Genomic DNA, 25,340 nt, shown 5'->3' on the forward strand with positions numbered 1-25,340 from the left:
AGTGGCGAAGCTCACCCATTTGCTCAATCTTAAGGTAAATGCCCATGCCCACTCATGCACTATTATGCTCCAAGCAGTTGCTAGGGGGACTATACGTTAACGAAGAGGAGCAACATTCGGTATTTCCTCTGAAACATACAGACGTTTACGCCAAAATCACCGGTCACCTGTCACGGGTAGAGGTGACACAGACCTTTGACAATCCATTTAGCGAACCCTTAGAAGCGGTCTATATCTTTCCACTACCGGATGAAGCGGCGGTGGATGAGATGGAGATTAAATTAAGCGATCGCATAATTGAGGGCAATATCAAAAAACGGGAAGAGGCTCAAACTATCTACGAGCAAGCTTGCAGTCAGGGGCGGACTGCGGGACTCTTAGAGCAAGAACGGGATAATATTTTTACTCAATCTCTAGCTCACATTAAACCAGGGGAGCAAATTGAGGTCACCATTCGCTATACCGATCAGCTACAGTTCCAGGGGGGTAATTATGAATTTGTCTTCCCAATGGTAGTTGGCCCCCGTTTCATACCTGGTACTCCCATTGATGAGAGTGGGGATACTGACTTCGTTCCCGATGCTTCCCGGATCACTCCACCCTTGATTCCGCCAGACATGCGCTCAGGTCATGACATTGGGGTAACCGTCGAGATTGACGCTGGAGTAGCAATTACAGAGGTTTATTCTACCTCCCATCAGATTAACATTGAACAACAGGGGCAAATCCTGCGGGTAAAACTGAGTCAGGAAGACACGATTCCCAACAAAGACCTGATTCTACGCTATGGGATTGCCAAGGAGCAAACTCAGACAACAGTACTTACCCACGCAGATCAACGGGGCAATCATTTTGCTGTGTATCTTATCCCCGCGTTGGACTATAGCACCGATGAGATTGTGCCAAAGGATGTGGTGTTCCTGATCGATACCTCTGGTTCTCAAATGGGGGATCCTCTGCTAAAGTCTCAGGAATTGATGCGTCGGTTTATTAATGGACTCAATCCGAAGGATACCTTTACCATTATTGATATTTCAGATACTGCTACCCAGCTATCTACCAAACCCTTATCGAATACCCCCCAAAACTGTAGAAAGGCGATTAACTACATCAATCAATTAAAAGCCAACGGTGGTACTTATTTACTCAAAGGTATTCGTAACTTGCTGAATTTACCGGCTGCACCAGAGGGACGACTACGGAGTATTGTACTGCTAAGTGATGGCTACATTAGCAATGAGAATCAGGTACTAGCAGAAGTACAGCAACAGCTTAAACCTGGAAATCGCATCTATAGCTTTGGTGTCGGCAGTTCTCCGAACCGCTTTCTGCTCAATCGCTTAGCTGAAATTGGACGGGGAATAGCTAGAATGGTGCGTCAGGATGAACCAACTGAAGCAGTAGCGGAACAGTTTTTCCGTCAAATTAATAACCCAGTGCTAACCAATATTCACGTTACTTGGGAAGGCCCAGGGGAAGCGATAATTTATCCCAATCCCACTCCGGATCTATTTACCCAGCAGCCTTTGGTTATCTGTGGACGCATTTCTCTGAGTCCAGAGTTCCAGGCAGAACAGTTGCAGGTTAGTAAGTTGAAGGTTAAAGGTTTGGAGAATAACCAACCCGACTCGAATGCTACAGCTGATCGCGTAGCGTGGCCTACGGCCTTAGAACTTTCAACCAAACAACATTCAACCCTAACCCCAAACCAACCTTGGCCAAAAGGCTACGCTACCCGAACAATCCCTACTGGTACTCTCAGGATTACCGGTACTAGGGCGGATGGTAGTTACTACGAGAAAAGATTTAACCTCAATTTTGATCAAGCCGACAATCCAGCCATTGCCCAGCTGTGGGGTAGAGCAAGGATTAAACACCTGATGCAGCAAATGTTGAGCTGTGAAACCAAAGCTGGGGTAGAGGCAGTGACCGCAACAGCGTTGAGTTATCAACTATTGTGCCAGTACACCGCTTTTGTTGCTGTCAGTGATCAGGTAACGGTTGCAGGAGAAAGCCACCTGATATCGATGCAAGTACCAGTAACAATACCAGAAGGAGTTAACTGGGAAGGCATGATCAAAAGTACTTTTGCTAGTGCAATTCAGGATAGACTCAGGCTACAGAAGTGGCGTTCAGGGTTGAGAGCAGGGGATAAGGGGAGCCGCAGACAAGCAGGAATTGACATCAATTCAAAACCATTTCCTCATGACCAGGGGAAAAAGGGGACACCTAAGAACTCTAAGATTAACCGATCTTTACTGTTTTCCCTCTCTGCCTTGTCTTCTCCCACCGCCTGGTCTTCTCCTATCCCAAGGTCTGTCCTACCAATAAGTGAATATAGGAAATTAGGGGTTAAAACCAAAGCTTGGATTCAACAGTCAGAGTATAGGCAAAACAGGTCCAAGGAATCTAAGCTAAGTAATGATAATGATAATCCATATGCTCCCGGTAAGGCATCAGAAATTATCCCTCAGGAGTATATTACTTCTAAGACACTTCAGGATAGGAACAATGATAATGATAATCCATATTCTGGCGATCAGGAATCAGAAATAATCACTGAGGACTATTTCGGTACTCAATCACCAGATAATTTTGAATTGACCTTGGTCTGTCCTAGATTGATTCAAAAGGTGAAGTCAGAGATATTAAGCTCAGCGGCAATCAGCCATCACAGGTTACAGTTGGTCAGAGTTAAGGGATTAGATGAAATAGGGACAACCTGTTTAACCCAACATCTGCAACGGTTGAACCTACCCCTAGGGGTAGCTGGTGAAATTGTCTTCGAGTTCCTAGTGCGTAGAGGTCGCGTGATCAGGGTGATGTGGGATGAAGCAGCCTCTACCCTGACGGAATCCCAAATGATTGATTTGATTAAGCGATCGCTTTCTTGTTGGCGAGTTCCCCAAACCTGTGTAAAGAGCGTGTGTTTAACCTTACGGATTAACGAAGGTGCAACTCAATGACATCTTGCTTAATCGTCAGATCATAATCTTGATAGAAATTGTGTCCTAGCAGTCCAATTGACAGGGATGGACTCACAGCAACCAATAGGTTGTTAGCCACAATACCTCCTGCGGCAGCGGAGGCCAAGCGACCCAGGGGTACATCTACTGTACCATTAGCTGTATCCATCGTGGCAGTTCCTTCTGGTTTCAATGCCAAAGCTTTTGCCATTTTTGGGGTAATTGTCACGACGGATGCTCCTGTATCAACCACCATTTCAAAGGTTCGTTTACCATTAAAGGTGACATCAATCACAGGAGTGTTATAGACTCGGCGTTTGATCGGGATTGTAATCACCCCTGAACTGTTTTGCTTTGATATGCCGCAAAGTTTGCCAAGGTCAATCAGATTGCCATTGGCATCCCGCATGAAACAGGCTAAATCGATTTGAGCGTTAGAAACAGCAGGAGTGAGGGTGCTGGTTGTGATTACAAATAATGTTGTTAATAGTTGGATTGGTAAATAGGGTTTCACCTGATTTATCTACTCCATAATTTTTGATTAGTACAAACTTTTAGGAAGGATTAAGGCTGAAGGATGAATCGGCACTTATCGCCTAATCCTAGATTACCCAGGGAAACTTTTAAACCAACACTACTCTTAGACAGAGTTTATAGATACACTTTAATAATAGCTAATCGGTAATAAATCAATTAGCAGATAGGGAATCGTTGTTGGCTCGTTATCGGGAAAAGTTTGGGGAGTTATGCTGATAGCTGGCACTATTACAAAAAAACTTAATAAAGAAAGTCATAACAATCGACTTTGAGTACTGAAATCGATGCAGGGCGGCTTGGGGAGCCACCGCCAGCTGCACATCGAGCATCGACCAGCCATCCCCACTGGTTCAGGGATTGCGCATTGGCGCACGCTACGCGATTGGCCGTAGGCCACGCTAAAAGCGATCGCCTTTGGTGCTCAAACAGTTGATCTAGCAATGGGCTAACTGTCTATTGTGATAGTGCGATCGCACTCAAGTGTTGCCACTATCGGTTATTCAGAACTATCTTCGACTTTGGTGTTGGACTCAGACTGCCCATTCCCTACTGCCGGTTCTGCCGATATCTCCTCAACCACAGTAGTGGACTCAGATTCCCTTGTCTCTACTGCCGGTTGTTCAGAACTATCTTCGACTTTGGTGTTGGACTCATACTCCCCGGTCTCTACTGCCGCTTCTGCCGATATCTCCTCGACCACACTAGTGGATTTAGATTCCCTTTGAGCTACCGCCGGTTGTTCAGAACTATCTTCTACCACAGTAGTGGACTCATCCTCCCTGGTCTCTACTGCCGCTTCTGCCGATATCTCCTCAACCACAGCAGTGGACTGAGATTCTTTTGGAGTTACCGCCGGTTGTTCATAACTATCTTCTACCACAGTAGTGGACTCATCCTCCCTGGTCTCTACTGCCGCTTTTGCCGCTATCTCCTCAACCACACTAGTTGAATTAGATTCCTTTGGAGCTACCGCCGGTTGTTCATAACTATCTTCTACCACAGTAGTGGACTCATCCTCCCCTGTCTCTACTCCCATTTCTGCCGATATCTCCTCAACCACACTAGTTGAATTAGATTCCTTTGGAGCTACCGCCGGTTGTTCATAACTATCTTCTACCACAGTAGTGGACTCATCCTCCCCTGTCTCTACTGCCGGTTCTGCCGATATCTCCTCAACCACACTAGTGGACTCAGATTCCCTCGGAGCTACCACAGGTTCCTCTGATGTAATGTCCAGTTCCTCTAGCGCTTCAGGTGAGGGGCTAGGGGTGACAGCGGAACGTCCGAAGAAACTGCCAAAGCGACTCCAGATGTTTAATTTTGGCTTTTCTGACGGTTCAGGTAGAGGGGTTACTGATTCAGCGCCAGTAGTTGCTTCCTCAACTGGTACTGGGGTTTCAGTGGCAGGAACCAGCTCTTCTGCTTCCAAAGTTGTTTCCACCTCAGGTAGGTTGGGCTCAACGCCAGGGGTTGCTTCCTCCAGAGTTATTGGCAGTTCACTGGGTGTTACAGATTCCTCTAGTTCTGGTATTTGCTCTGTTTCAGTAGTGTCTAATTCCCCTGGTGGTGTAGTGTCTTCTTCTGTAGTTTCTTGTTCTAGGGAAGTCGGTTCAGAGGTTAGAGGTTCTTCAACTATAGGAACAACCGAGGGTATTGGTGTTGGCTCTGGTGTTGGCTCTACTGTAGGTGAAGTAGTCAGTGATGGACTCGGAGCTGGTGTGACTTCTGGTACAGGTATTGGGGTTGGCGGTGGCTGATAGTTCGGGTCTACAATACCACCAGCTTGCTCAGCCGAGAGTTGACCTAGTACTAGCTGGGAAAGGGTGTCTTCACCGTTAGGCTGGTAGTTAATCACCTCTACTGTGTTGTTGAAAACATTCTTGACTGGGTTGCCCTGTTCATCCAGAAACTCTAACTCTACCCAGTTTTTGCCCTCTTTAAACCCTGTCAGATAAATCGATTCCCAACGGTCGAGTAGGAAACTTTGACCGTTGACAGTAACCCGAATATGCCAATCAACACTATCATCATCTAGATTGTCTTGAGCCACTAGCTGCAGAGGGGTATTACTCAAGGGCGTATTCGTCAAATAGAAGTCCAGCATAATGGGCTCGGCTCCGTAGTCGCCTTTTGGAACGCTGTAAGTTAGCAGTGGCAGGGCTGGATCTGGGTTGTTGTCGTCAGTTTTAGTAAAGATATGAAATGTGGTCTGGGCATAGGCACCTTTATTTTTGAAGCTCTCATCCCAGGGGCGAGAGGCAAATGCCCGCAAGGTATGGGTGCCAGGGGATAAATCCTCTAGGATTAGAGGTTGGTCTAGGTCATAGATGGCTTGGAAAGGTTGGTTGTCCAGGATGAGGTTCAGATGAGGACCTATACCTAGATCGGGATCTTGGAAAATTGGCAAGTCCTGAACCTGAAATTTCACTGATACTGTTGTATCTTCGAGCACCATGTCATCACCAGGTCTGACAATGATGACTTGAGGCCGGTAAGCCTCTAGGCTCTGACTAAGTTCTTGAATAGCTAGGGGTGGCCCTACTTCTGATAACTGATTAACTTGCTTGGTTTGGGAGCTGCCATCGATGCCAAACCCCTTCGATGTCTTGATGCGATCGCTTCCACAGGCCACCAGACCCCAAACTAAAATCGTTGTGATTAGGAAGAAAAAAAGTCTTTTCACCATGATTATCTGGCTGTTCCTACCCAACAAGCCATCTCCTTTGATCACCAGCCTTTAATCTTAACTTACAGGTTGACCTCTAGTCTTGCTGCTTGTCTAATGGTGTTGGTCTATGAGCGTTGGGGTTGCCTATTGGCAGGATGATCAAGTGTGTTCTCACTTTTTCCCTCTTGGTGCCCGTTCCCTTGGTTAGGGGATCTCCCCGGGGTCGAACCCCTGTTTCAAGTCTTCCGCTTTTTTATAAATATTCCGCTTCTGTATTAACCATATCCCTAGACGTTTAACCTTTGAGGGTCCTCTTTATAGATCGGGGACACTCTTTTCAAAAAATATTTAGCATTTCTTTGCAATTTGTAACATTGTGAAAAAAATATCATTGAATTCTTCTATAGTTAATTTTGATTTTTTCTGATGAGGGCTTAGACACAAACAGTGGTATATATAGTAATACCGCTAATTGAGAATAATTGACAATTGCCAAAAAAATTGTTAACTATTTTTAACTAAATTCAAAAATCCCCTGAAGCAAGACCTATTATCTTCTAAGGGAGGTATCCGTTTTGACGTAAATTCAGAACAGGTCCTTGCTGCCGTTAGAAAGCAGTGATTAGAAAAGTGCTTTCTTATCCATAAAAATAAAACTCCCCTAGGGGTATTAGTCGTTCCTTGTCTAGAGAGGAGATTCCTCATGCCACTCGAGGTCGATAAAGACCCGGTACCAGCTTCCTTTGAGAAGTGGGGTAAGCCAGGTCATTTTGATCGAACCCTAGCGAGAGGTCCCAAAACCACCACTTGGATTTGGAACCTTCACGCTAACGCTCATGATTTCGATAGTCATACCAGTGACTTAGAAGACGTTTCTCGCAAAATTTTTAGTGCACACTTCGGTCACCTAGCCGTTGTCTTTGTGTGGTTGAGCGGCATGTACTTCCATGGTGCTCGTTTTTCCAACTACGAAGCATGGCTGAGTGATCCCACTACTATTAAGCCCAGTGCTCAAGTGGTTTGGCCTGTGGTTGGTCAAGGCATTTTAAATGGCGATGTTGGTGGGGGCTTCCACGGCATCCAAATCACCTCTGGTTTCTTCCAGCTGTGGCGTGCTTCCGGTATCACCAATAGCACCCAACTGTACGCAACAGCTATTGGTGGTCTGGTAATGGCAGCCCTGATGCTATTTGCTGGCTGGTTCCACTACCACAAGAAAGCTCCGAAACTGTCATGGTTCCAGAGCGTGGAGTCGATGATGAACCACCACTTATCTGTGCTGCTGGGCTGCGGCTGCCTAAGTTGGGCAGCTCACCAGATCCATGTGTCTTTGCCCATCAACAAGCTCTTGGATTCTGGGGTGGCTCCTAGTGAGATTCCACTGCCCCATGAGTTCTTATTCAATCAGAGCTTGATGGCAGATCTTTATCCCAGTTTTGCTCAGGGCATAACCCCCTTCTTCACCCTGAACTGGGGCGTCTACTCTGACTTCCTCACCTTCCATGGTGGTCTCAATCCAGTAACCGGTGGATTGTGGTTGTCAGATACCGCTCACCATCACTTAGCTCTAGGAGTCCTATTCATCATTGCTGGCCACATGTACCGTAATACCTACGGTGTTGGTCATAGCATGAAGGAAATTCTAGAGGCTCATAAGGGTCCGTTCACTGGCGAAGGACACAAAGGTCTTTATGAAATCCTGACTACGTCTTGGCATGCCCAGCTAGCGATTAACCTAGCCATGGTAGGCTCTCTGAGCATCATTGTGGCTCATCATATGTACGCGATGCCTCCGTATCCGTACATTGCCACAGACTATGGTACTCAGCTGTCCCTATTCACCCACCATATGTGGATTGGTGCCTTCTGTATTGTGGGAGGTGCAGCCCATGGTGCTATTTTCATGGTGCGGGACTATGACCCAGCCAAGAATGTGAACAACCTATTAGACAGGGCTATCCGTCACCGGGATGCAATTATTTCTCACCTGAACTGGGTGTGTATCTGGTTGGGTTTCCATGCCTTTGGTCTGTACGTTCACAACGATACGATGCGGGCTTTGGGTCGCCCTCAGGATATGTTCTCTGATACGGCGATTCAGCTACAGCCAATCTTTGCCCAGTGGATTCAAAACATCCACAACCTAGCGCCGGGAGGAACTGCTCCCAATGCTTTGGAAACCGTTAGCTATGCCTTTGGCGGAGGCGTTGTAGCAGTAGGCGGTAAAGTGGCAATGATGCCGATTGAGCTGGGTACTGCGGACTTTATGGTTCACCATATCCATGCCTTCACCATCCATGTCACTGTACTAATTCTGCTCAAAGGGGTACTGTTTGCCCGTTCGTCACGTCTGATCCCCGATAAAGCTGAGCTAGGCTTCCGCTTCCCCTGCGATGGTCCAGGTCGTGGCGGTACCTGCCAAGTATCTGGTTGGGATCATGTGTTCCTAGGCTTGTTCTGGATGTATAACTGCATCTCTGTGGTTATTTTCCACTTCAGCTGGAAGATGCAATCTGATGTCTGGGGAACAGTATTCCCGGATGGGACTGTGTCTCACATTGCCAATGGCAACTTTGCCCAAAGTGCGATCACCATCAATGGCTGGTTACGGGACTTTTTGTGGGCACAAGCCTCAAATGTAATCACATCTTACGGCTCAGCTCTGTCGGCATACGGCATAATGTTCCTAGCTGGTCACTTCGTCTTTGCCTTTAGCCTGATGTTCCTATTTAGTGGTCGTGGGTACTGGCAAGAACTGATCGAATCCATCGTTTGGGCCCATAATAAATTGAAAGTAGCCCCATCGATTCAGCCTCGTGCTCTGAGCATCACTCAGGGTCGGGCTGTGGGGGTAGCTCACTACCTCCTGGGAGGAATCGTCGTTACCTGGTCATTCTTCCTGGCACGAATCCTGTCAGTGGGATAACTGGTTACCAGGAATCGATGCCAAACCTTGAGTGGGATACCATAACCTGTGTCTCGCCTGTCGATACCCTAAGCAACCTGGAACTTCGGTTCCAGGGAGTTAATTAACAAAAAACAATGAGCAGCATGATTGCATAAGTCTCATAGGTCAGCGAGGAGAATTTCCTTAAAGCATATGGCAACAAAATTTCCAAAATTTAGCCAGGACCTCGCTCAAGATCCGACAACACGTCGAATCTGGTACGGGATTGCCACAGCCCATGACTTTGAAAGCCATGATGGCATGACCGAGGAGAATCTATATCAAAAGATTTTTGCTTCTCACTTCGGCCATCTTGCAATCATTTTCTTGTGGACTTCTGGCACCCTGTTCCACGTCGCCTGGCAAGGTAACTTTGAAGAGTGGATTAAAGATCCTGAAACTGTCAAGCCCATCGCCCACGCGATTTGGGATCCCCAATTTGGCTCAGGGGCAATTGATGCCTTCACCCAAGCTGGTGCTTCTAACCCCGTAAATATCGCCTACTCTGGTGTTTACCACTGGTTTTACACCATTGGCATGACAACCAATAACCAACTGCATGGTGGTGCCATGTTCTTGTTATTGTTGTCATCCCTATTACTGTTTGCAGGTTGGTTGCACTTACAGCCTAAGTTCCGCCCCAGCTTGAGCTGGTTCAAGAATGCAGAGTCTAGGCTGAATCACCACTTGGCAGGTTTGTTGGGTGTTAGCTCCTTAGCTTGGGCAGGTCACTTGATTCACGTGGCTATCCCCGCATCTCGCGGACAGCACGTTGGTTGGGATAACTTCCTGAGTGTCAAACCCCATGCAGCTGGATTAGGACCTTTCTTTACCGGGAATTGGGGAGTCTATGCCCAGAACCCAGATACCGCTGGACACATCTTTGGTACCTCTGAGGGTGCAGGGACAGCGATTCTGACCTTCTTGGGTGGCTTCCATCCCCAGACTGAGTCCTTGTGGCTGACCGATATCGCCCATCACCACTTGGCGATCGCAGTGATCTTCATCATTGCCGGTCATATGTACCGCACCAACTGGGGTATTGGTCACAGCATCAAGGAGATTCATAGTGCCCACAATCCTCCGGCAGGTACTCCCTTTGGGGGCATGTTAGGTGAGGGTCACAAGGGTCTATATGACACCATCAACAACTCTCTCCACTTCCAGTTAGGGTTAGCTCTGTCCTGTTTGGCTGTGGTCTGTTCCTTGGTAGCCCATCATATGTATGCGCTGCCGTCCTATGTTTTCATAGCCAAGGATCACACCACCATGGCAGCACTGTTTACTCACCATGAGTACATTGCTGGTTTCCTGATGGTTGGAGCATTCGCTCATGGTGCCATCTTCTTTGTGCGGGATTATGACCCAGAGGCTAATAAGAATAATGTGTTAGCCCGGATGCTGGAACACAAAGAAGCTCTGATTTCTCACTTGAGCTGGGTAACTCTGTTCTTAGGTTTCCACACCTTAGGACTCTATGTCCACAACGACGTCGTGGTTGCTTTCGGCACCCCCGAGAAGCAAATCCTGGTTGAGCCAGTATTTGCTCAGTTCATCCAAGCGGCTCACGGTAAACTGCTATACGGCTTTGATACTCTGCTGTCCAATCCCGATAGCTTAGCTTCTGGCGCTGGTGCAGCTTACCTACCTGGCTGGATGGATGCCATCAACAGCGGAACTAACTCCCTGTTCCTGACCATTGGTCCTGGCGATTTCTTGGTACACCATGCGATCGCTCTAGGTCTGCACACCACCACCCTGATTCTAGTCAAGGGTGCGCTGGATGCCCGTGGTTCCAAGCTAATGCCCGATAAGAAGGACTTCGGTTATGCCTTCCCTTGTGATGGTCCTGGTCGTGGCGGTACTTGCGACATCTCTGCTTGGGATGCCTTCTACCTCGCCATGTTCTGGATGCTCAATACCCTAGGCTGGTTGACCTTCTACTGGCACTGGAAGCATCTGTGCGTCTGGCAAGGTAACTTGGCTCAGTTCAATGAGAACTCTACTTATCTCATGGGCTGGTTCCGGGATTACCTGTGGGCTAACTCTGCTCCGTTGATCAATGGTTACAGCCCGTTTGGAACGAACAACCTTTCTGTCTGGGCTTGGATGTTCCTATTGGCACACCTAGTTTGGGCAACTGGTTTCATGTTCCTGATCTCGTGGCGTGGTTACTGGCAAGAGCTAATTGAAACTTTGGTCTGGGCACACGAGCGTACTCCTCTGGCTAACTTGGTTAGCTGGAAGGATAAGCCTGTTGCGCTGTCCATCGTTCAAGCTCGTCTGGTTGGTTTAACCCACTTCACGGTTGGTTATATACTTACCTACGCGGCATTCTTGATTGCCTCGACAGCTGGTGCGTTTGGCTAATGGTTGCTGAAACTAGCTTTTTAGGTATTTGAATTGTAGGTAATTAATTGAAATCTCCTGCCTTCCGGTGGGGGATTTTTTGTTGTTTACCAAAAGGGATTGACCGTAGGTCACGCGACGCGAACGCAGATTAGGAACAGGAAAACAACCCGTGAAACCCTGATTATTGGCGTTGCTGAATAATGGAATGATTTGAAAAGTTTTGTAGAATGGGCATCTTGCCCGTTCGATATCTTGTGGAGCGGGCAGGATGCCCACTCTACTCCGATTCATTAATTGATTCAGCAACGCCTGATTATTTGCTAAGTTTTCCATCTAGTGAATAAACTTTCATGGCTTGGTAGCCCAAAAAAACTAGCGCTATATATTGCCTCAGTGATTATCATCGAAAATAATTTTGACAAAAAAAATAAAATGTCGTTTTAAAAATACAACTAGTGAATTATTTAAGTAAGCAACTATATTGCTTCGTGACTAATTAGCCCAAAATATCCTAGTTAACGTCAGTTAAAACATCAATGCCTCCCCTAGGCAAGCCAGTGGTATTAGCACAGGATTCAACAAACTAAAAAACCGGAATGAAACAAAATCAAGCCATTATTCAAGTAAAAGGATTACGACAGTATTACGATAAATTTGCTGCTGTCAATGGCATTGACTTTGAAGTGTATCCCGGCGAGATTTTTGGCTTGATAGGTACCAACGGTGCTGGTAAAACATCCACAATAAAAGCTTTAGCTGGGGTACAAAAAGTAACGTCTGGAATGATTCGGGTCATGGGACAACCACCAGCAATGGTAAGGTCATCCCTAGGATACTTAACACAACAGTTTTCACTGTATTCCGATTTGAGTGTGGAGGAAAACCTCCGTTACTACGCTAAAATGCGTCGTCTACCCGAGGAAATCTTTCAATCTCGCCGAAAGCAGTATCTCCAATGGTTAGCCCTTAAGCCTTTTGCTGATAGATTAGCAGGACATTTATCAGGGGGAATGAAGCAAAAGCTGGCTCTATGCTGTGCATTGATTACCCAGCCCCAAATTCTACTGTTGGATGAGGTCTCTACTGGTATTGATGCTGTCTTCCGCCGTGAGATTTGGAGCTTTTTAGCAAAAATTGCTCAGCAGGGAACTACTATTGTGGTGGCAACCCATTATCTAGATGAGGCAGAACGGTGCGATCGCGTTGCCTTAATCCACAACGGCACCATTCAACAAATCGGACCTCCAGAAGATTTGCGTGCCAGTATGGAATTATCTTGTTTTGAGGTGGTGCCTGAGGATCCAATGTTGGCATCGGGGCCAATTTTTGCCGCAACTGAACAGGCTTTGCAAAATGCGATCGCTAGTAACCATACTCCAGTCGTAGATCTCAAACCCCTGGGGGATCGCATGATGGTTTTTGTGAGCAAACAGGCTATCTCTGCAGAGGAGGCCATACAACAAATATTACATCTTCACCAACTGCCCTCAGCTCGGATACACCCTGCCAATCCTACCCTGGAGCATGTCATGGCCAATCATTTGCAGCGATCCTCAGGGGTAAAGACAAGTTTTCCAGGGTTGTTCTCTACAGTGTCCCAGAGATCTTCACCACCCTATAACTCAGCTTCTAATGTTAATTGGATAGTGAAGGTTGATCAGGTCAGCAAGGTTTATGGTAATTTTCAGGCCGTGCGATCGCTAAGCTTTACTATTAGTCGAGGTGAAATTTTGGGACTGCTGGGGGCCAATGGTGCTGGCAAAACGACACTAATGAAGCTCCTATGTGGTCTACTGCGTCCCAGTAGCGGAAAAATTTGCTACACATCTGAGCATTTGCTCCCCTATTCACCCTCAGTAAAGCAAAGAATTGGCTACATGAGTCAGAAATTGACGTTGTATCCAGACTTAACCATCCTAGAAAATTTGTCTTTTTTTGGTCGAGCTTATGGAGTTCCTCGTCAGCAACGTAATGCTCGCATCGATTGGATACTTCAGACTTTTGGCTTAACCCAGTCCGCTAATCAACGGGTTAGAAATCTATCTGGGGGGAATAAACAGCGAGTGGCTTTCGGAGCTGCTATTCTACACGAGCCAGATATCCTGTTTCTAGATGAACCTACCAGTGGCATGGATATTCTGGTGGGACGGCAGTTCTGGCAAATTCTTCAGGGGTTTGCCCGCCAAGGTACAGCGATTGTTGTCACTACCCACTCTATGGAAGAGGCGGAATACTGTACTAATCTGCTGTTTATGCGGTTGGGAGAGCTAATTCTGCAAGGGTCTCCTGCCGCTATCAAAGCCCAGCAAACCGGTACCCTCGTCGAAATTTTGTCTGCCTCTCCCAAAAACACCCTGTATAGCTTAGAACAACAATTTGAGCCTTGGCGCATGGTATTTATGGGCGATCGCATCCAGATGATTCTGGATCAGCCGTCAAATATCTCCCAGCTACAGGATTATCTAGCTTCGGTAGAAGTTGAACCTCACCAAATCACTCCCATCCCCTTCTCCTTAGAAGCAGCGTTTCTCAACATTTCACAACATCCTAAGAAAAGGTAGCGCGATGGACAGGATTTTGGCTCAGTGCATCAAAGAACTGGCGCAATTTCGTCGCGATCGCCTAGGGGCAGCATTGATCTTTTTGTTGCCTTTAATGACCATGCTGATTTTTGGCTTTGCCATTCGCCTTGAAATTAAGGATGTACCATTAGCCGTTAGAGATTTTGACAATAGCCCCCTCAGTCGAGCCTATATTGAGCAGGTTTTTGCCACTAATCAGTTTAAGCCTGTAGCAGCTACCACAACCGATGGCATGGACTTGCTTGATCGGGGCATCGCTCAAGCAATAGTGGTTATTCCTCCCAACTTTTCACGGCAATTGAAAGGGGGAAAAATCAATGCCCTCCAGGTCATAATCGATGGCACAGATGTGAACAATGCTCGGGTCATCCAGAACAGCCTTCGTGCTACCACTCAATTTTTCTTGGAAAAACAGGGTTTCCAGACTCAGCGTCCCGATGTTTTCGCTCATACCCGTATCTGGTTTAATCCGGGGCGAAAAGAATCTCTTTTTATTGTGCCGGGTGTTTATGCCGTCATTTTATTTAGTTATCCTGGTTTGATAGTAGCAATGGCGGTGGTACGGGAGAAAGAACAAGGGACGTTAGTTCAGGTCAAAGCATCAGGGATTAGTGCTTGGGAGTTTCTTCTGGGGAAGGCTTTGGCCTATGTACTGATTGCCATCGGCGAAGCGGTGCTGTTGATGGGGTTGGGGGGGTTGCTGTTTGACCTTTGGCCAGTAGCAAATCCTTGGCCGCTGCTAGTGGGCACTGGGCTGTTTTTGATGGTCAGTGTGGTTTATGGACTGGTAGTTGGCGTTTATTCCAAGCAAGCCTTGGTTGCTGTGCAGAGTGTTATGAATACTGGACTTTTAATGTCTACCTGGCTGTCAGGTTTTATTTACCCTGTGGAAAATATTCCTTGGCCACTGTCACTGGTTGCCAATGTCGTGGCAGCTCGTTACTATATTGAACTCACCCGAGATGCATTTGTAGTAGGTGTGGGCTGGCTTCGTATTGGCCATGTTATTCCTATTCTATTCCTGCTGACAATTGGAATGTTCATGTTATCGTGGTGGCGAATTCGGCAGAGATAGAAAACCGTAATCAAACATGGCGAAGAGTAAGCTCGGATTTTTCCCAGGTCGAGGTGTTTGGGCAGTTGTTCTCAAGGAAATGACCAATATCTTCCGCGATCGCCAGCTTATTACCACAATTGTCTTGGTACCAGTGTTTTTCGTAATGTTTTACGGCTTTGCCCTTAACCCCAGTGTTGAACAGGTTAGCTTAGGGATAGTGGACTATGCCCAGTCCTCAGCCAGTCGAGAGCTGATTGCAACCCTAACGACGAGTGATGTAGTTGTTACTAGGGTGCAGACTTTGGCAGAAAAGAATTTAGTGCGATCGCTACTGGCAGGAAAAGTCAAGGTTGCCCTTGTAATTCCGCCAGAGTTTGATCGCCAACTCTCTCAAGGTAACTTAGCTGAGGTGCAAGTCCTGATTGACGGTGTTGATGCTAATCGAGTCGGTATTCTTCGGGGTTATCTCAGCCAGATCGTCCGTCAGTATCGCTATCGTAATCACAATTCCCCTGAATCTTCCCTGATTAATCTACAGACAACTATTTTATATAACCCCGGACTGGTGAGCAGTTGGTATTTTGTGCCGGGGGTATTGGGGGTAATTTTGACGGCAATTAGCACTTTTGCAGCTTCCTCCACCATGACAGCAGAAAAAGACTATGGCACTTTTGAACAACTTTTGCTTACTCCCCTACTTCCTTGGGAAGTGCTTCTAGGGAAACTGCTTCCCCTTTTGGGGATTATCCTAGTCATGGTGCTGATCACAAACGGGTTTAGCCAAGTGGTCTTTAACCTACCCTTTCGTGGTAGTTGGCTAATGTTTATGACTAGCACAATTGTTTATATTGTGCTGACATCTGAACTAGGACTAATCTTAGGTCTGCTAAACCAGAATATGCTACAAGCATTCCTGACCACGCTTTTTATTAATGTGCCTCTAGTGCAGTTATCTGGAGCTTACACCCCTATTGAAGCCATGCCTCCTTTGTTTCAAGGATTGACCCTTCTAGATCCACTGCGCTATTACATCTTTATCCTGCGTAGTGTTATAGTAAAAGGAATTGGGTTTGAGATGTTGTGGCAACCCTTACTTTTACTGGTGATAATAGCCGTAGGATTGTTTATCTTATGCTTGTATCTTTTTAAATTGCAAAAGTATCATAATTAACCTGAAATCGGGATTGGCAAGATAGATAGATTAGCCACTTATTTTTAGTGAAATAGCATGAAAAAATTAATTATTAAACTTCTGACAGCAGGTATAAAAAATAATTCTTATCAACCAACTGAAGAACTATCCTTAGAAAATGCCATTGCTCAAATTGATCACTTTTTTGGTCGCGATAGCATGTTAAAAGAATTTGATGCCGATATTACGGTTCCTTACTACACCCAGAGCGAGTTAGGTTATCGTCTCTATCATTCCGCTGAAGATGCCATTCACATGGCATTAAATTTTGATGGTGTTTTTAACGTTGATGGCTACCAAGCTCAACCTCGAATTGTCGCTGAACAAATCGATAAGCTGGGTGCAACGAACGTTCTAGAAGTGGGTTGCGGCAAAGGATTTAATAGTCTATTTTTAGCTCAGCAATTTCCCAGCGTTCAATTTGTTGGCATCGATTTAACACCGTCGCATATCGCCATAGCTAATCGCAAGGTAAGGGATTTTACCAACTTAACTTATCAAATCGGGGACTTTAATTGCTTAAATTTCCCGTCACAATCATTCGATCTGGTGTTTGCTTGCGAGTGTCTGTGTCACGCACATCAACCCCGCATCACCCTAGCTGAAATTTTCCGCATCCTCCGTCCGGGGGGAAAACTCGTTATTTTTGATGGTTATCGTCAAGCTAAACTGGAAAGTTTTTCTCAAGAATTACAAACCGTAACTCAACTTATTGAAATTGGCATGGCAGTGCAACATGGTTTCTGTGAACTTGAAGATTGGACTGAGGTTGCCAAAAATGTGGGTTTTTCTGTGGAAACAAGAGAAGACTTAACCTTTGCCATACAACCAACTCTTTTGCGCTTGCAATCGCTGTCACTACTTTTTTTTAAATCTTATTGGCGGTCAAAAGTTTTAACTTTTTTACTGCCAAAATACCTGGTTAGAAATGCTGTACCAGGTCTATTAATGCCTTTTACTTTTAATATCAACCAAGGTGCTTTGGGATATTATAAATTCATCTTAAACCGCACATAGGAAGGTAAAACAGCTAAAAGGCAGATAAACAGCTAGGGTACTAAAAGAATATCAAAAATAAAAGTGCTTGACAGGCTCTCACAAGAACATATTATTTACTTAATTTACCTATCTTGTATAGCAAGAAATTTCTGAGTACAGGAAGTGACAACATTTTTTCTTGCAATAGTCTTGTTCTTAGTTTCTTTTGAAAATATTTTTGGTAGAATTTTTGATAATTAATTTTAACACTTTCAATATCTTCACTCATATTAATTGCTTGGGCTAAATAAAAACCGCTAGCAATAGCATTATGAATACCTTCCCCCGTAACAGGATCTGTTAAATTTGCAGCATCACCAACCTTAAAAATATTATTTTCATAAATTTTATTGTTCCACTTAGTTGTAGCTAATGGATATACTTTTTTTCTAGTTCTAGTAACTACATTATCTAGAAACTTACCTGCAACATGATGCCTGACCACAAATTCGTCAAAGAAACGAATCAAATTAGTTCCTCTTCTCTCATAATCCTTGAGAGACAAACCAAGTCCTACATTAATCTTCAATAATTTATCATTTAAACCCACTGGAAAAATCCAAAGATATCCGTTAGATCCTAACTCTTGAGATCCTAACTCTTGTTCAAGATAAACTTGTATATTAGAATGATAATAATGAGGGAATAACTCTATAGGTAAAGTCCAATATTCACGAATACCAATAACATTACATTCACCAGCAAAAATTCCACGAGCATCAACTATATAATCAAATTCGTGGTTAAAATTAGATCTAAATTGAGAAATATTATTAACAGATTGTTGGTGATGAATACATCCAGCCTCAATAGCTTTTTCGTAGATAATATTGTCAAAAATATATCTAGGAATACAAATACTCCAATCACTATATTCTTGGTGATATTCTTGGCTATAATAACTAATTATTGAAGAATTCCATAAATAATACTCTGAAGCTAATTTTTTTAAATACTCATAATCAATCCCCATTTTTGTCAATGCCCTAACTGCTTTAGCAGTGATACCATCTCCACAAGCTTTATCTCTGGGAAAAGATTCTTTATCAATTAAGGTTACATGATGACCATTTTTAGCTAGATGGTATCCTGTTGAAGAACCCGATGGACCTGCTCCTACTACCGCAATTTTTGCCATTTTAAAATTTCCTTTTACTATTTTATGGACTGAGCGCGATTTAAATTTTAACTTGAACAACTCTCACATCGGTTTAACTAAAAAGTTCTGGTCAATCATATTTACCTTTAAATTTATCAGTGAATAGATTTATTAAAAATAGTTTATAATTAAATGAATGTTTTCCTTTCCACAGAATTAGCTGATTTAAGACATCTATTATTTTAAACCAACGGGAATGGCTGTGCAAAATATGACGGTAGGGGATAGTGGTTTCTGATATCATATCCACTGAAGAGGAAGTCCAAAACTTGGGAAACCAGCGATGGAGTGTGCGATCAAACACGTGCTTCAGCAACATTAGACCTACTAGATAAATATTTAAAGGAAACAGGCTATGGCTTATTTGCTCTAGGGCGATCATATCGGGGCGACGGCATTGGGTATATTGAGGGATAGCTTGGGTTAAGTTATCATCATATTCGTCTAGCAGTTGGTTAAAGACTAGACTATCTTCGAGAGCCGCACTGCATCCCTGGGCTATCATGGGTGAAACGGCGTGAGTGGCATCTCCCAGTAGCAATACACTATTGCCAAAGTGGTAGCGACTACACCTCACCGTTGTTGTTTCGAAGAAAGGCTTCTGGGCAAAAGCCTCGGCTTCTTCGGGTGATATCAACTGCCTGAAATCCCCCATATACTTTCTGAAGAAGGTTAAAACCTCTGAACCCGATGAAATATTAGCTAAACGATTATACCATCGAGCAAAGCAAACTATACCGTTGTAATTTCCATTAGGTGTAGGCCAAAACAGAAGACTTCCAGACGATCCCAAAGAATACAAATGAACACTATCCCTATTTAATGTCAACTCAGGGTGATTTTCAGGACAGCGCAGCGTTAAAGTTTTAAGCTCAATCTGACTTTTGCCGAGCTTGACCTCAAGACCGGTTGTATGCTGTAGTATATTTCTGACTTTAGACCGTAGCCCATCAGCTCCAATCAAAAGATCGTAGGCTTTGCATGGTTGATAGCCTGAAGCTGACTGAAAAACAGCCGATTTTGCTTCTAGATCAATATCCAGACATTTCTGCTCGAACTTTAATCTTAAGCAATTAGCATCATAGCGTTTGGTCAAGGTTTCTAAAAGAAGATTGGTGAGGACATTCCGCTCGATCAGGAGTCGAGGTTTTTTTCGTGAAATAGATTGAACGACTCCACGGGAATTATGGATTTCTTGTCCCAAAGCCATTGTTCCCCGTTCTATTGCCAACGAATCTAAACCAACTTCACGAAGGGCGGCTCGTCCTCGAAACCCTAGGGAAATAATGTGGGAGCGAGCAGTTGACAGAGGATTAAGTCTTGGATCAGGGCGTTTGTCATATAGCTCGACACAATATTTACTATCACGTTGCAACAAATAGTGAGCCATTAATAGTCCGCAGGGTCCAGCACCAACAATGATTACAGTTTTCATAAAGTCCATTTTATAAATTCATCTAAACCCATTAGTATCTAGGATTTAAAGGGATCTAAAGATTGCATTGCTGTCGTCTGCAATTCGTTAGATACATCACTATCTAGCTTTTTTGGATTCATGAGGTACAGCTTTCAATACCAAAACCCCTATAAAAAGCTTGGTAGATGGTTAGAGAGTGTACCTTATTAAATTGATAAACGCTAGATTACCTAAAATATCTGAGTTAAACATTGATATCCGTCAGTTAAACTATTGACTATTATCTTATATATTTGTCATTCCCTCAAATCTATCATCTGTATTTTTACTGTATTCGATTCAGTAATAATTTCGGCATCGGCTGGCATCCCTGGTTTAGCAAACCCCCCAGGATTATCAATAGTGATTTTAATCCCAAAGACTTGTCTCACCCGATCTTCCCGAAAATAGATATTCTCCGGAGTAAAGGATGCTTGACTATCAATAGTAGCAGGGTAATTGCAGCTATTTTGTATAAATTGTACTTGACAAAATAGGTATTTAACATAGTCAGTGATAGGACTAGACAACTCTTCTGGAATGAAGGACACTACAAACAGATGGAATCAGTCCCTTTCTCAACTAATCCACGGAAGCAGACCGAAAGGTCAGGATATCTAGGAGCTGGGTGCGGTGAAAGTCGCACGCCCAGATTTGAAGGAGAGGTGCCCTGGGTAATACCAGGCATCGACTCTACCGAAGTCAGAAGTCAGCTAGACTCACGTTTCGGAGTTTAGGAGCGATGCAGCGCGGTCTTGGGGGTTTCCCCGGAGACAAAACCTTAGATAGTGGAGCCTTTATAGTTAGCAGGTTATGCAGAAAAGGGTTAAATATTTTTTAATAAGGCGACCCTATCTTACGGTAAATTCAAACCACTCGCTATTGCATCAAGACAATGTCCTAATCTCAATGGGTAGTGCTATATAAGTAATACTTAGTAATCATTCAGCCATCAGCTTAGCAAGCATTTAGTAATTTGGGATTACTAATTAGTTTCTGAATTCAGCATATTCATCGCCATTTCTAAACTAACTTTCATCCGATTCAGAGATTTGGCGAGTATACCAATTTCATCATCTGAATCATGGTCAAATTCTCCAGCCATATTGCCAGTACTCACTTCCTTAGCTAATTGAGCCATCTGCTTAAGAGGTTTGGTCACCGATACCTTGAGGAAACGATTAATCAGCAAGATGGCTACCAGGAAAAAACCAGTAATAATCCCAATCACCAATACCTGTAACTGCTTAGCAGAATTAAAGATTTTAAACCCTGGCACTGATACAATTTTTGCCCCAACAATTTCATCGAGCTTCCAACCAAAACCATGCTGATCACCGTAGGTAGCAATTTGGCTAGCAGGGGCGGCTTCAGGAGTACTGTGGCATCGTAAACAGCTTTTTTCAGAAACGGCGAGAGGACGGGCAACATAAAAAATTTTTCCACTAGGAAGAGAGCGAAAACCGGTTTTTTCTGTTAGATATGGCTGCTGTCGAAAACTCTCCACGATTTCAGTCTCGAAACTATCAGCTTTATCTCTGAGGTTAGTTGGATTAAGGGTCGCTTCTTTATAGAAAAAATCACGATATTGCTCACGTTTACGTAAATTTTCAAAAACTTCACGAGCTGAATAAGCAGGTACTGTTTGGGGTAAAAATCTGTCTTCATTTTCTAATCGATCAGCTAATTCTGGATTCACTTGATTATTGGTATACTCCCGCACCGAACCCATGGTTTCGATCAGAATTAGGGCTTGGTCAGTTACGAGTTTTTCGGCATAGCCTTCTAAAAGTTGAGACAAAACCAACCCACCAGTCAGTACAAGTCCTATAAAAATCGATAGCAATAGTAAGTTTACCTTGATTCCTAAATTAAGTTTTTTTAACATTAGCCATCTCCCATAGTATCATTAGTGCCACAGCTGTTTTAGTTCTTAAGGTAATTAATTATGTTTTACCGCCGTCTATTCTTGTTGAATCTTATATTGATTTTTACAGCTTGTAACTCACCGGATACCCCTAGGCTAGGGAAATTAAGTATTGGGATCGTAAGTTACGGGGAAAGCTATCGCTTCATAGAGCGATACTCAAAGCTAATCGAATATCTTGGTGCTCGACTTAAGATGATTATAGAATTAGAACCGATGTACAACGAGCGCAGAGCACTAACTTTGATTAAGCAGAGCAAGTTGTCTATCGTGTTTGCTCCTCCTGGTTTAGCAGCCATCGCCATTGCTGAGGCACAGTACATACCAGTGCTACCTCTCCAAGGAGTCAAAAAGTCGCGCTCAGTCATCGTAGTAGAACTCGAAAGCCCGATCCAACACTTGACTGAACTAGCGGGCAAAGTCATTGCTTTAGGTCAACCCGGTTCTGCCACAGGATATTATCTGCCAATCTACAATCTCTACGGTCTGACCCTAGCGGAAGTGCGTTTTGCCCCCACACCAAAACAAGTCTTAGAGTGGATTGCCTCTGAGGAGGTAGTCGCTGGAGCGTTGTCTTTAGAAGAGTTGGAACGCTACCGCCTAGACTATAGTCAAACCAGGTTCCGGATTTTATATATAGATTCTCATAAAATTCCCAGCGGTTCTATCCTGATCGGACCAACAGTCGAGAGAAATCTACAACAGGAGATCCACAAGGCACTAGAATCTGCCTCCAGCAGCATGGCAGCATCAGCAGGATACATCCCCAATGCTAAAGCACCTGATTATGATTACTTAATTGAGGTGGTTCAGAAGGTTAGACCGATTGCCGAACGGATTCAAGAAAAACCATTCCCTTTATACAGCCTTCCATTTGAGTTGTAAAACTTCCAAACAAGGGGATAAACCGGCAGTAGCGGAAGAGAATCGATTATATTACCATTGGGGATTTTTAACAAATAATTTAGGATTGCTACATAAGCGGTTGGCAATGTGAATAGTGGCTAGGTAATCGCCTTTGCCTACTTAGCAAGTTTGCAGTTATTTAAATATAATCAGCAGGATTACCTATCTTTATTTTTAGTAAAGGTAATTGCCATCAGAATTCGCTCAATAAGATTCATGGCGGGAAATAAATAACTTATTAAGATTAGAATAATCTTTATATGATAAGGATTACATTGGGTGCATCTCAATGCATGCAATTAGGCAAAAATTCTCATAAAATCTCCATAATTCCCACAATACCCGCGCCCCCGCCCCACAATACCCGCGCCCCCGCCTTAGATTCGCTAGCTTGACATAATTTATTCAACTATATTTTTTTTAAATAAATAATTTAACTAGAAATTTAAAATATCGGTCTTTTTTTAAAGTTCGCTTATAGTTTATATTTTTTCCTGAACCATTACCGAGCAAGATGTATCAGTAATTAGAGGAACATTGATACGGATATCGGTTATGCGAATTTACACTCCTATTGCTTTAATTACTGTTTTAACCATCTGGTTTGGGGTTAATTTACCGATGATTGCCCATGGCTCAAATGCACCACTAAACTATAGTAATGATTGTCCCAGTTTAGTAGAGCAAACAGGACAAATTTTTTCTTATGGAAGAAAAGAAAACCACAAATTTGTCTCATCACCAGTAATTCCAACTACCCTGATCGCCCATCGTGGTAGCGGACGTCTGTCTCTTGTGTGAGAGTCAACTGACTGGATTCAGTTTGATGGCATATCTGGCTGCATTTCAATCCCACTGTTGGGTACGAGTAGCGGGCTACAGTGGGAAAGTGCTAATTCAATATAGTGTACTTGTAGTTGACTTATTTTATATAATATATTGGAAAAGACATGATTAGGGTGCCTCTTAATTCGTCAATTTTCTGCCAAGCAACCTCAGCTCGCTTTCTTCGATGACAGTGAGTTAGTTCTAGTGTGGAAAAATGAAACTAAATAAGCTTGATAACCAACGGAAGTAGATGTGATTGCCCCTAAGATGATCAACCAATCCGATCTGATCAAAACCCTAAGCCCCAGTGCAATGGATCAGATCATGCTATACCTGGCTTTCAGCGCCCTGCGGACGAGTGGACACCGACATGGGGCGTTTTTAGATGCAGCAGCAACCGCTGCCAAATGTGCCATTTACATGACCTATCTGGAGCAAGATGGCAATATCCGCATGACTGGGCATTTGCATCACATTGAGCCAAAGCGGGTAAAGGTCATTGTTGAGGAAGTTCGACAAGCGTTAACAGAAGGGAAACTGCTCAAGATGCTGGGGTCTCAGGAACCTCGCTATCTGATTCAGTTTCCCTATGTCTGGATGGAACACTATCCCTGGCAACCAGGGCAATCTCGTATCAATGGCACCAGCCTTGACCTGGAAGAAAAGCGCAATCTTGAGATCAAGCTGCCAGATCACCTGCCGGATGCCCAGATCATTAATTCCTTACAATTCTTTGAATTAATAGAATTTCTCCACCGGAGATCTCAAGAAGACTTACCACCAGAGCGACGTCTACCATTGAGTGAAGCTCTAGCTGAACACATCAAGCGTCGCTTAACCTATTCAGGAACTGTCACCAGAATCGATCACACCGGTGGCTTACCCTACTACGCTCTAACCAATGCATATTACTCGCCAGTAGATGACAAAGCCCGCACCTACACCATGATTGACGAAACAGCGCGATACTTCCGGTTAATGAGAAACTGGGCAGAGCGTCAGCCGCAAGTCATGCGAGGGTTGGAGGAACTAGATATCCCGCCAGAGAAAATCAATCAGGCCATGGAAGAGTTAGATGAAATTATCCGCCAGTGGGCAGATAGGTATCACCGGGATGATGGTGAACCAATGGTTCTACAGATGGTCTTTGGACCAAAATCTGAATAAAGTATGAAGTATGAAGTATGAAGTATAAAGTGGGAACTCGGAAGTCGGAAGTCTAACGCTATCTCAATTTATTAGATTGATTAGTTGCTTAGCAAGTTGTATGTTTTCATCCTTCATCCTTAATACTTCACGATTAACACTTCATGCTTCGCAATTAACACTTCATACTTCATGCTTCATGCTTCATGCTTCATACCTGGCTGATCCAGTGCCATGCTAGAGCTAACAGCACAACAGCGATCGCACCAATCATCGTATTAATAATATTCACGACTTCATTGGTCAGCCATTCTAATTTAGATTGTAGTGTCGCACCAATTACACTCTCCAGATTGGTGGCGATGAAGGCAGCAATAACACAGAAAAATACTCCTGTCAAGTTAACCAAACCAACGCCCCAACCCACAAATGCGATCGCAGCTGATGCAATTACTCCAGCTAGGGTTCCCTCAAGACTTACAGCTCCTTCTGTTCCCCGGGCTACTGGCTGTAAGGTAGTAATCAGGAAAGTCCGTTTGCCGTAAGCCTTACCCACCTCACTGGCAGTGGTATCGGACA

At 44.3% G+C, this 25,340-nt stretch carries 19 protein-coding genes; 10 read left to right on the forward strand and 9 right to left on the reverse strand.

Annotation, left to right across the window (positions count from 1 at the left end; genetic code table 11):
* Positions 1–44 precede the first annotated feature (44 nt).
* On the forward strand, positions 45–2,966 hold the full coding sequence (locus F6K53_RS08155) for a VIT domain-containing protein (protein WP_364300837.1): 2,922 nt from the start codon (positions 45–47) through the stop codon (positions 2,964–2,966).
* Here F6K53_RS08155 and F6K53_RS08160 read toward each other — a convergent pair.
* The 3 genes from F6K53_RS08160 to F6K53_RS08170 form a co-directional block, all read right to left on the reverse strand.
* Positions 2,944–3,480 (reverse strand): retropepsin-like aspartic protease, encoded by a 537-nt coding sequence (locus F6K53_RS08160; RefSeq protein ID WP_293017526.1) that lies wholly within the window; start codon positions 3,478–3,480, stop codon positions 2,944–2,946. The genes F6K53_RS08155 and F6K53_RS08160 overlap by 23 nt on opposite strands.
* A gap of 263 nt (positions 3,481–3,743) precedes the next feature.
* A complete protein-coding gene (locus tag F6K53_RS08165; RefSeq protein ID WP_293017525.1) occupies positions 3,744–3,944 on the reverse strand; it encodes a hypothetical protein in 201 nt (66 codons plus the stop codon).
* Positions 3,945–3,999: 55 nt separating this feature from the next.
* A complete protein-coding gene (locus tag F6K53_RS08170) occupies positions 4,000–6,189 on the reverse strand; it encodes a hypothetical protein (protein WP_293064346.1) in 2,190 nt (729 codons plus the stop codon).
* 685 nt (positions 6,190–6,874) lie between these two features.
* Between F6K53_RS08170 and psaA the strand changes: the two genes are divergently transcribed.
* Together psaA and psaB are read left to right on the forward strand one after the other, a co-directional pair.
* Positions 6,875–9,097 (forward strand): photosystem I core protein PsaA, encoded by a 2,223-nt coding sequence (psaA, locus tag F6K53_RS08175; protein WP_293017523.1) that lies wholly within the window; start codon positions 6,875–6,877, stop codon positions 9,095–9,097.
* A 174-nt stretch (positions 9,098–9,271) separates the two neighbouring features.
* Positions 9,272–11,488: a photosystem I core protein PsaB gene (gene psaB / locus F6K53_RS08180; protein WP_293017522.1), complete on the forward strand. Its 2,217-nt coding sequence runs from the start codon at positions 9,272–9,274 to the stop codon at positions 11,486–11,488.
* Between the two features lie 12 nt (positions 11,489–11,500).
* On the opposite strand, the gene F6K53_RS08185 is transcribed toward psaB, so the two are convergent.
* A complete protein-coding gene (locus tag F6K53_RS08185) occupies positions 11,501–11,803 on the reverse strand; it encodes a hypothetical protein (RefSeq protein WP_293017521.1) in 303 nt (100 codons plus the stop codon).
* A gap of 263 nt (positions 11,804–12,066) precedes the next feature.
* Between F6K53_RS08185 and F6K53_RS08190 the strand changes: the two genes are divergently transcribed.
* From F6K53_RS08190 to F6K53_RS08205, 4 genes are read left to right on the forward strand one after another with little or no spacing between them, the layout of a single operon-like run.
* A complete protein-coding gene (locus tag F6K53_RS08190; protein ID WP_293017520.1) occupies positions 12,067–14,031 on the forward strand; it encodes an ATP-binding cassette domain-containing protein in 1,965 nt (654 codons plus the stop codon).
* Positions 14,032–14,035: 4 nt separating this feature from the next.
* Positions 14,036–15,127, forward strand: a complete 1,092-nt coding sequence (locus F6K53_RS08195) for an ABC transporter permease (protein ID WP_293017519.1) — start codon at positions 14,036–14,038, stop codon at positions 15,125–15,127.
* Positions 15,128–15,143: 16 nt separating this feature from the next.
* The gene (locus F6K53_RS08200) at positions 15,144–16,280 is read left to right on the forward strand and encodes an ABC transporter permease (RefSeq protein WP_293064340.1); all 1,137 of its coding nucleotides are present in this window, start codon (positions 15,144–15,146) and stop codon (positions 16,278–16,280) included.
* 57 nt (positions 16,281–16,337) lie between these two features.
* Positions 16,338–17,318, forward strand: a complete 981-nt coding sequence (locus F6K53_RS08205) for a class I SAM-dependent methyltransferase (RefSeq protein WP_293064336.1) — start codon at positions 16,338–16,340, stop codon at positions 17,316–17,318.
* A gap of 91 nt (positions 17,319–17,409) precedes the next feature.
* Here F6K53_RS08205 and F6K53_RS08210 read toward each other — a convergent pair whose 3' ends face one another.
* The 4 genes from F6K53_RS08210 to F6K53_RS08225 all read right to left on the reverse strand — a co-directional run bounded on the left by F6K53_RS08210 (position 17,410) and on the right by F6K53_RS08225 (position 21,842).
* Positions 17,410–18,537 carry an NAD(P)/FAD-dependent oxidoreductase gene (locus tag F6K53_RS08210; RefSeq protein WP_293064333.1) on the reverse strand — a complete coding sequence of 376 codons (1,128 nt, stop codon included), beginning with the start codon at positions 18,535–18,537 and terminating at the stop codon, positions 17,410–17,412.
* Between the two features lie 31 nt (positions 18,538–18,568).
* On the reverse strand, positions 18,569–19,933 hold the full coding sequence (locus F6K53_RS08215) for an NAD(P)/FAD-dependent oxidoreductase (RefSeq protein WP_293064331.1): 1,365 nt from the start codon (positions 19,931–19,933) through the stop codon (positions 18,569–18,571).
* A 278-nt stretch (positions 19,934–20,211) separates the two neighbouring features.
* Positions 20,212–20,505 (reverse strand): hypothetical protein, encoded by a 294-nt coding sequence (locus tag F6K53_RS08220; protein WP_293064328.1) that lies wholly within the window; start codon positions 20,503–20,505, stop codon positions 20,212–20,214.
* Positions 20,506–20,939: 434 nt separating this feature from the next.
* Positions 20,940–21,842 (reverse strand): DUF3365 domain-containing protein, encoded by a 903-nt coding sequence (locus F6K53_RS08225; RefSeq protein ID WP_293018986.1) that lies wholly within the window; start codon positions 21,840–21,842, stop codon positions 20,940–20,942.
* A 60-nt stretch (positions 21,843–21,902) separates the two neighbouring features.
* Between F6K53_RS08225 and F6K53_RS08230 the strand changes: the two genes are divergently transcribed.
* The 3 genes from F6K53_RS08230 (at position 21,903) to hetR (ending at position 24,782) form a co-directional block, all read left to right on the forward strand.
* On the forward strand, positions 21,903–22,766 hold the full coding sequence (locus F6K53_RS08230) for a PhnD/SsuA/transferrin family substrate-binding protein (RefSeq protein WP_293018988.1): 864 nt from the start codon (positions 21,903–21,905) through the stop codon (positions 22,764–22,766).
* Between the two features lie 576 nt (positions 22,767–23,342).
* A complete protein-coding gene (locus F6K53_RS08235; RefSeq protein ID WP_293018990.1) occupies positions 23,343–23,588 on the forward strand; it encodes a hypothetical protein in 246 nt (81 codons plus the stop codon).
* 294 nt (positions 23,589–23,882) lie between these two features.
* Positions 23,883–24,782, forward strand: coding sequence for a heterocyst differentiation master regulator HetR (gene hetR / locus F6K53_RS08240; RefSeq protein ID WP_287247612.1), 900 nt, complete (start codon positions 23,883–23,885; stop codon positions 24,780–24,782).
* Positions 24,783–24,972: 190 nt separating this feature from the next.
* Here the strand turns inward: hetR and F6K53_RS08245 are convergent.
* Positions 24,973–25,340 (reverse strand): DUF92 domain-containing protein (locus F6K53_RS08245; protein ID WP_293080327.1); only part of this gene is annotated, 368 nt, incomplete at its 5' end.

The organism is Moorena sp. SIO4A1 (genome assembly GCF_010672065.1).
Classification (GTDB): domain Bacteria; phylum Cyanobacteriota; class Cyanobacteriia; order Cyanobacteriales; family Coleofasciculaceae; genus Moorena.

Bases quoted from the DNA above. Each gene is read 5' to 3' on its own strand.
- F6K53_RS08155 (WP_364300837.1), top strand. From the start codon at position 45: ATGCCCACTCATGCACTATTATGCTCCAAGCAGTTGCTAGGGGGACTA.
- F6K53_RS08185 (WP_293017521.1), bottom strand. From the start codon at position 11,803: ATGGAAAACTTAGCAAATAATCAGGCGTTGCTGAATCAATTAATGAAT.
- F6K53_RS08230 (WP_293018988.1), top strand. From the start codon at position 21,903: ATGTTTTACCGCCGTCTATTCTTGTTGAATCTTATATTGATTTTTACA.
- F6K53_RS08195 (WP_293017519.1), top strand. From the start codon at position 14,036: ATGGACAGGATTTTGGCTCAGTGCATCAAAGAACTGGCGCAATTTCGT.
- psaB (WP_293017522.1), top strand. From the start codon at position 9,272: ATGGCAACAAAATTTCCAAAATTTAGCCAGGACCTCGCTCAAGATCCG.
- F6K53_RS08200 (WP_293064340.1), top strand. From the start codon at position 15,144: ATGGCGAAGAGTAAGCTCGGATTTTTCCCAGGTCGAGGTGTTTGGGCA.
- psaA (WP_293017523.1), top strand. From the start codon at position 6,875: ATGCCACTCGAGGTCGATAAAGACCCGGTACCAGCTTCCTTTGAGAAG.
- F6K53_RS08205 (WP_293064336.1), top strand. From the start codon at position 16,338: ATGAAAAAATTAATTATTAAACTTCTGACAGCAGGTATAAAAAATAAT.
- F6K53_RS08225 (WP_293018986.1), bottom strand. From the start codon at position 21,842: ATGTTAAAAAAACTTAATTTAGGAATCAAGGTAAACTTACTATTGCTA.
- F6K53_RS08170 (WP_293064346.1), bottom strand. From the start codon at position 6,189: ATGGTGAAAAGACTTTTTTTCTTCCTAATCACAACGATTTTAGTTTGG.
- hetR (WP_287247612.1), top strand. From the start codon at position 23,883: ATGATCAACCAATCCGATCTGATCAAAACCCTAAGCCCCAGTGCAATG.
- F6K53_RS08190 (WP_293017520.1), top strand. From the start codon at position 12,067: ATGAAACAAAATCAAGCCATTATTCAAGTAAAAGGATTACGACAGTAT.
- F6K53_RS08215 (WP_293064331.1), bottom strand. From the start codon at position 19,933: ATGAAAACTGTAATCATTGTTGGTGCTGGACCCTGCGGACTATTAATG.
- F6K53_RS08235 (WP_293018990.1), top strand. From the start codon at position 23,343: ATGCGAATTTACACTCCTATTGCTTTAATTACTGTTTTAACCATCTGG.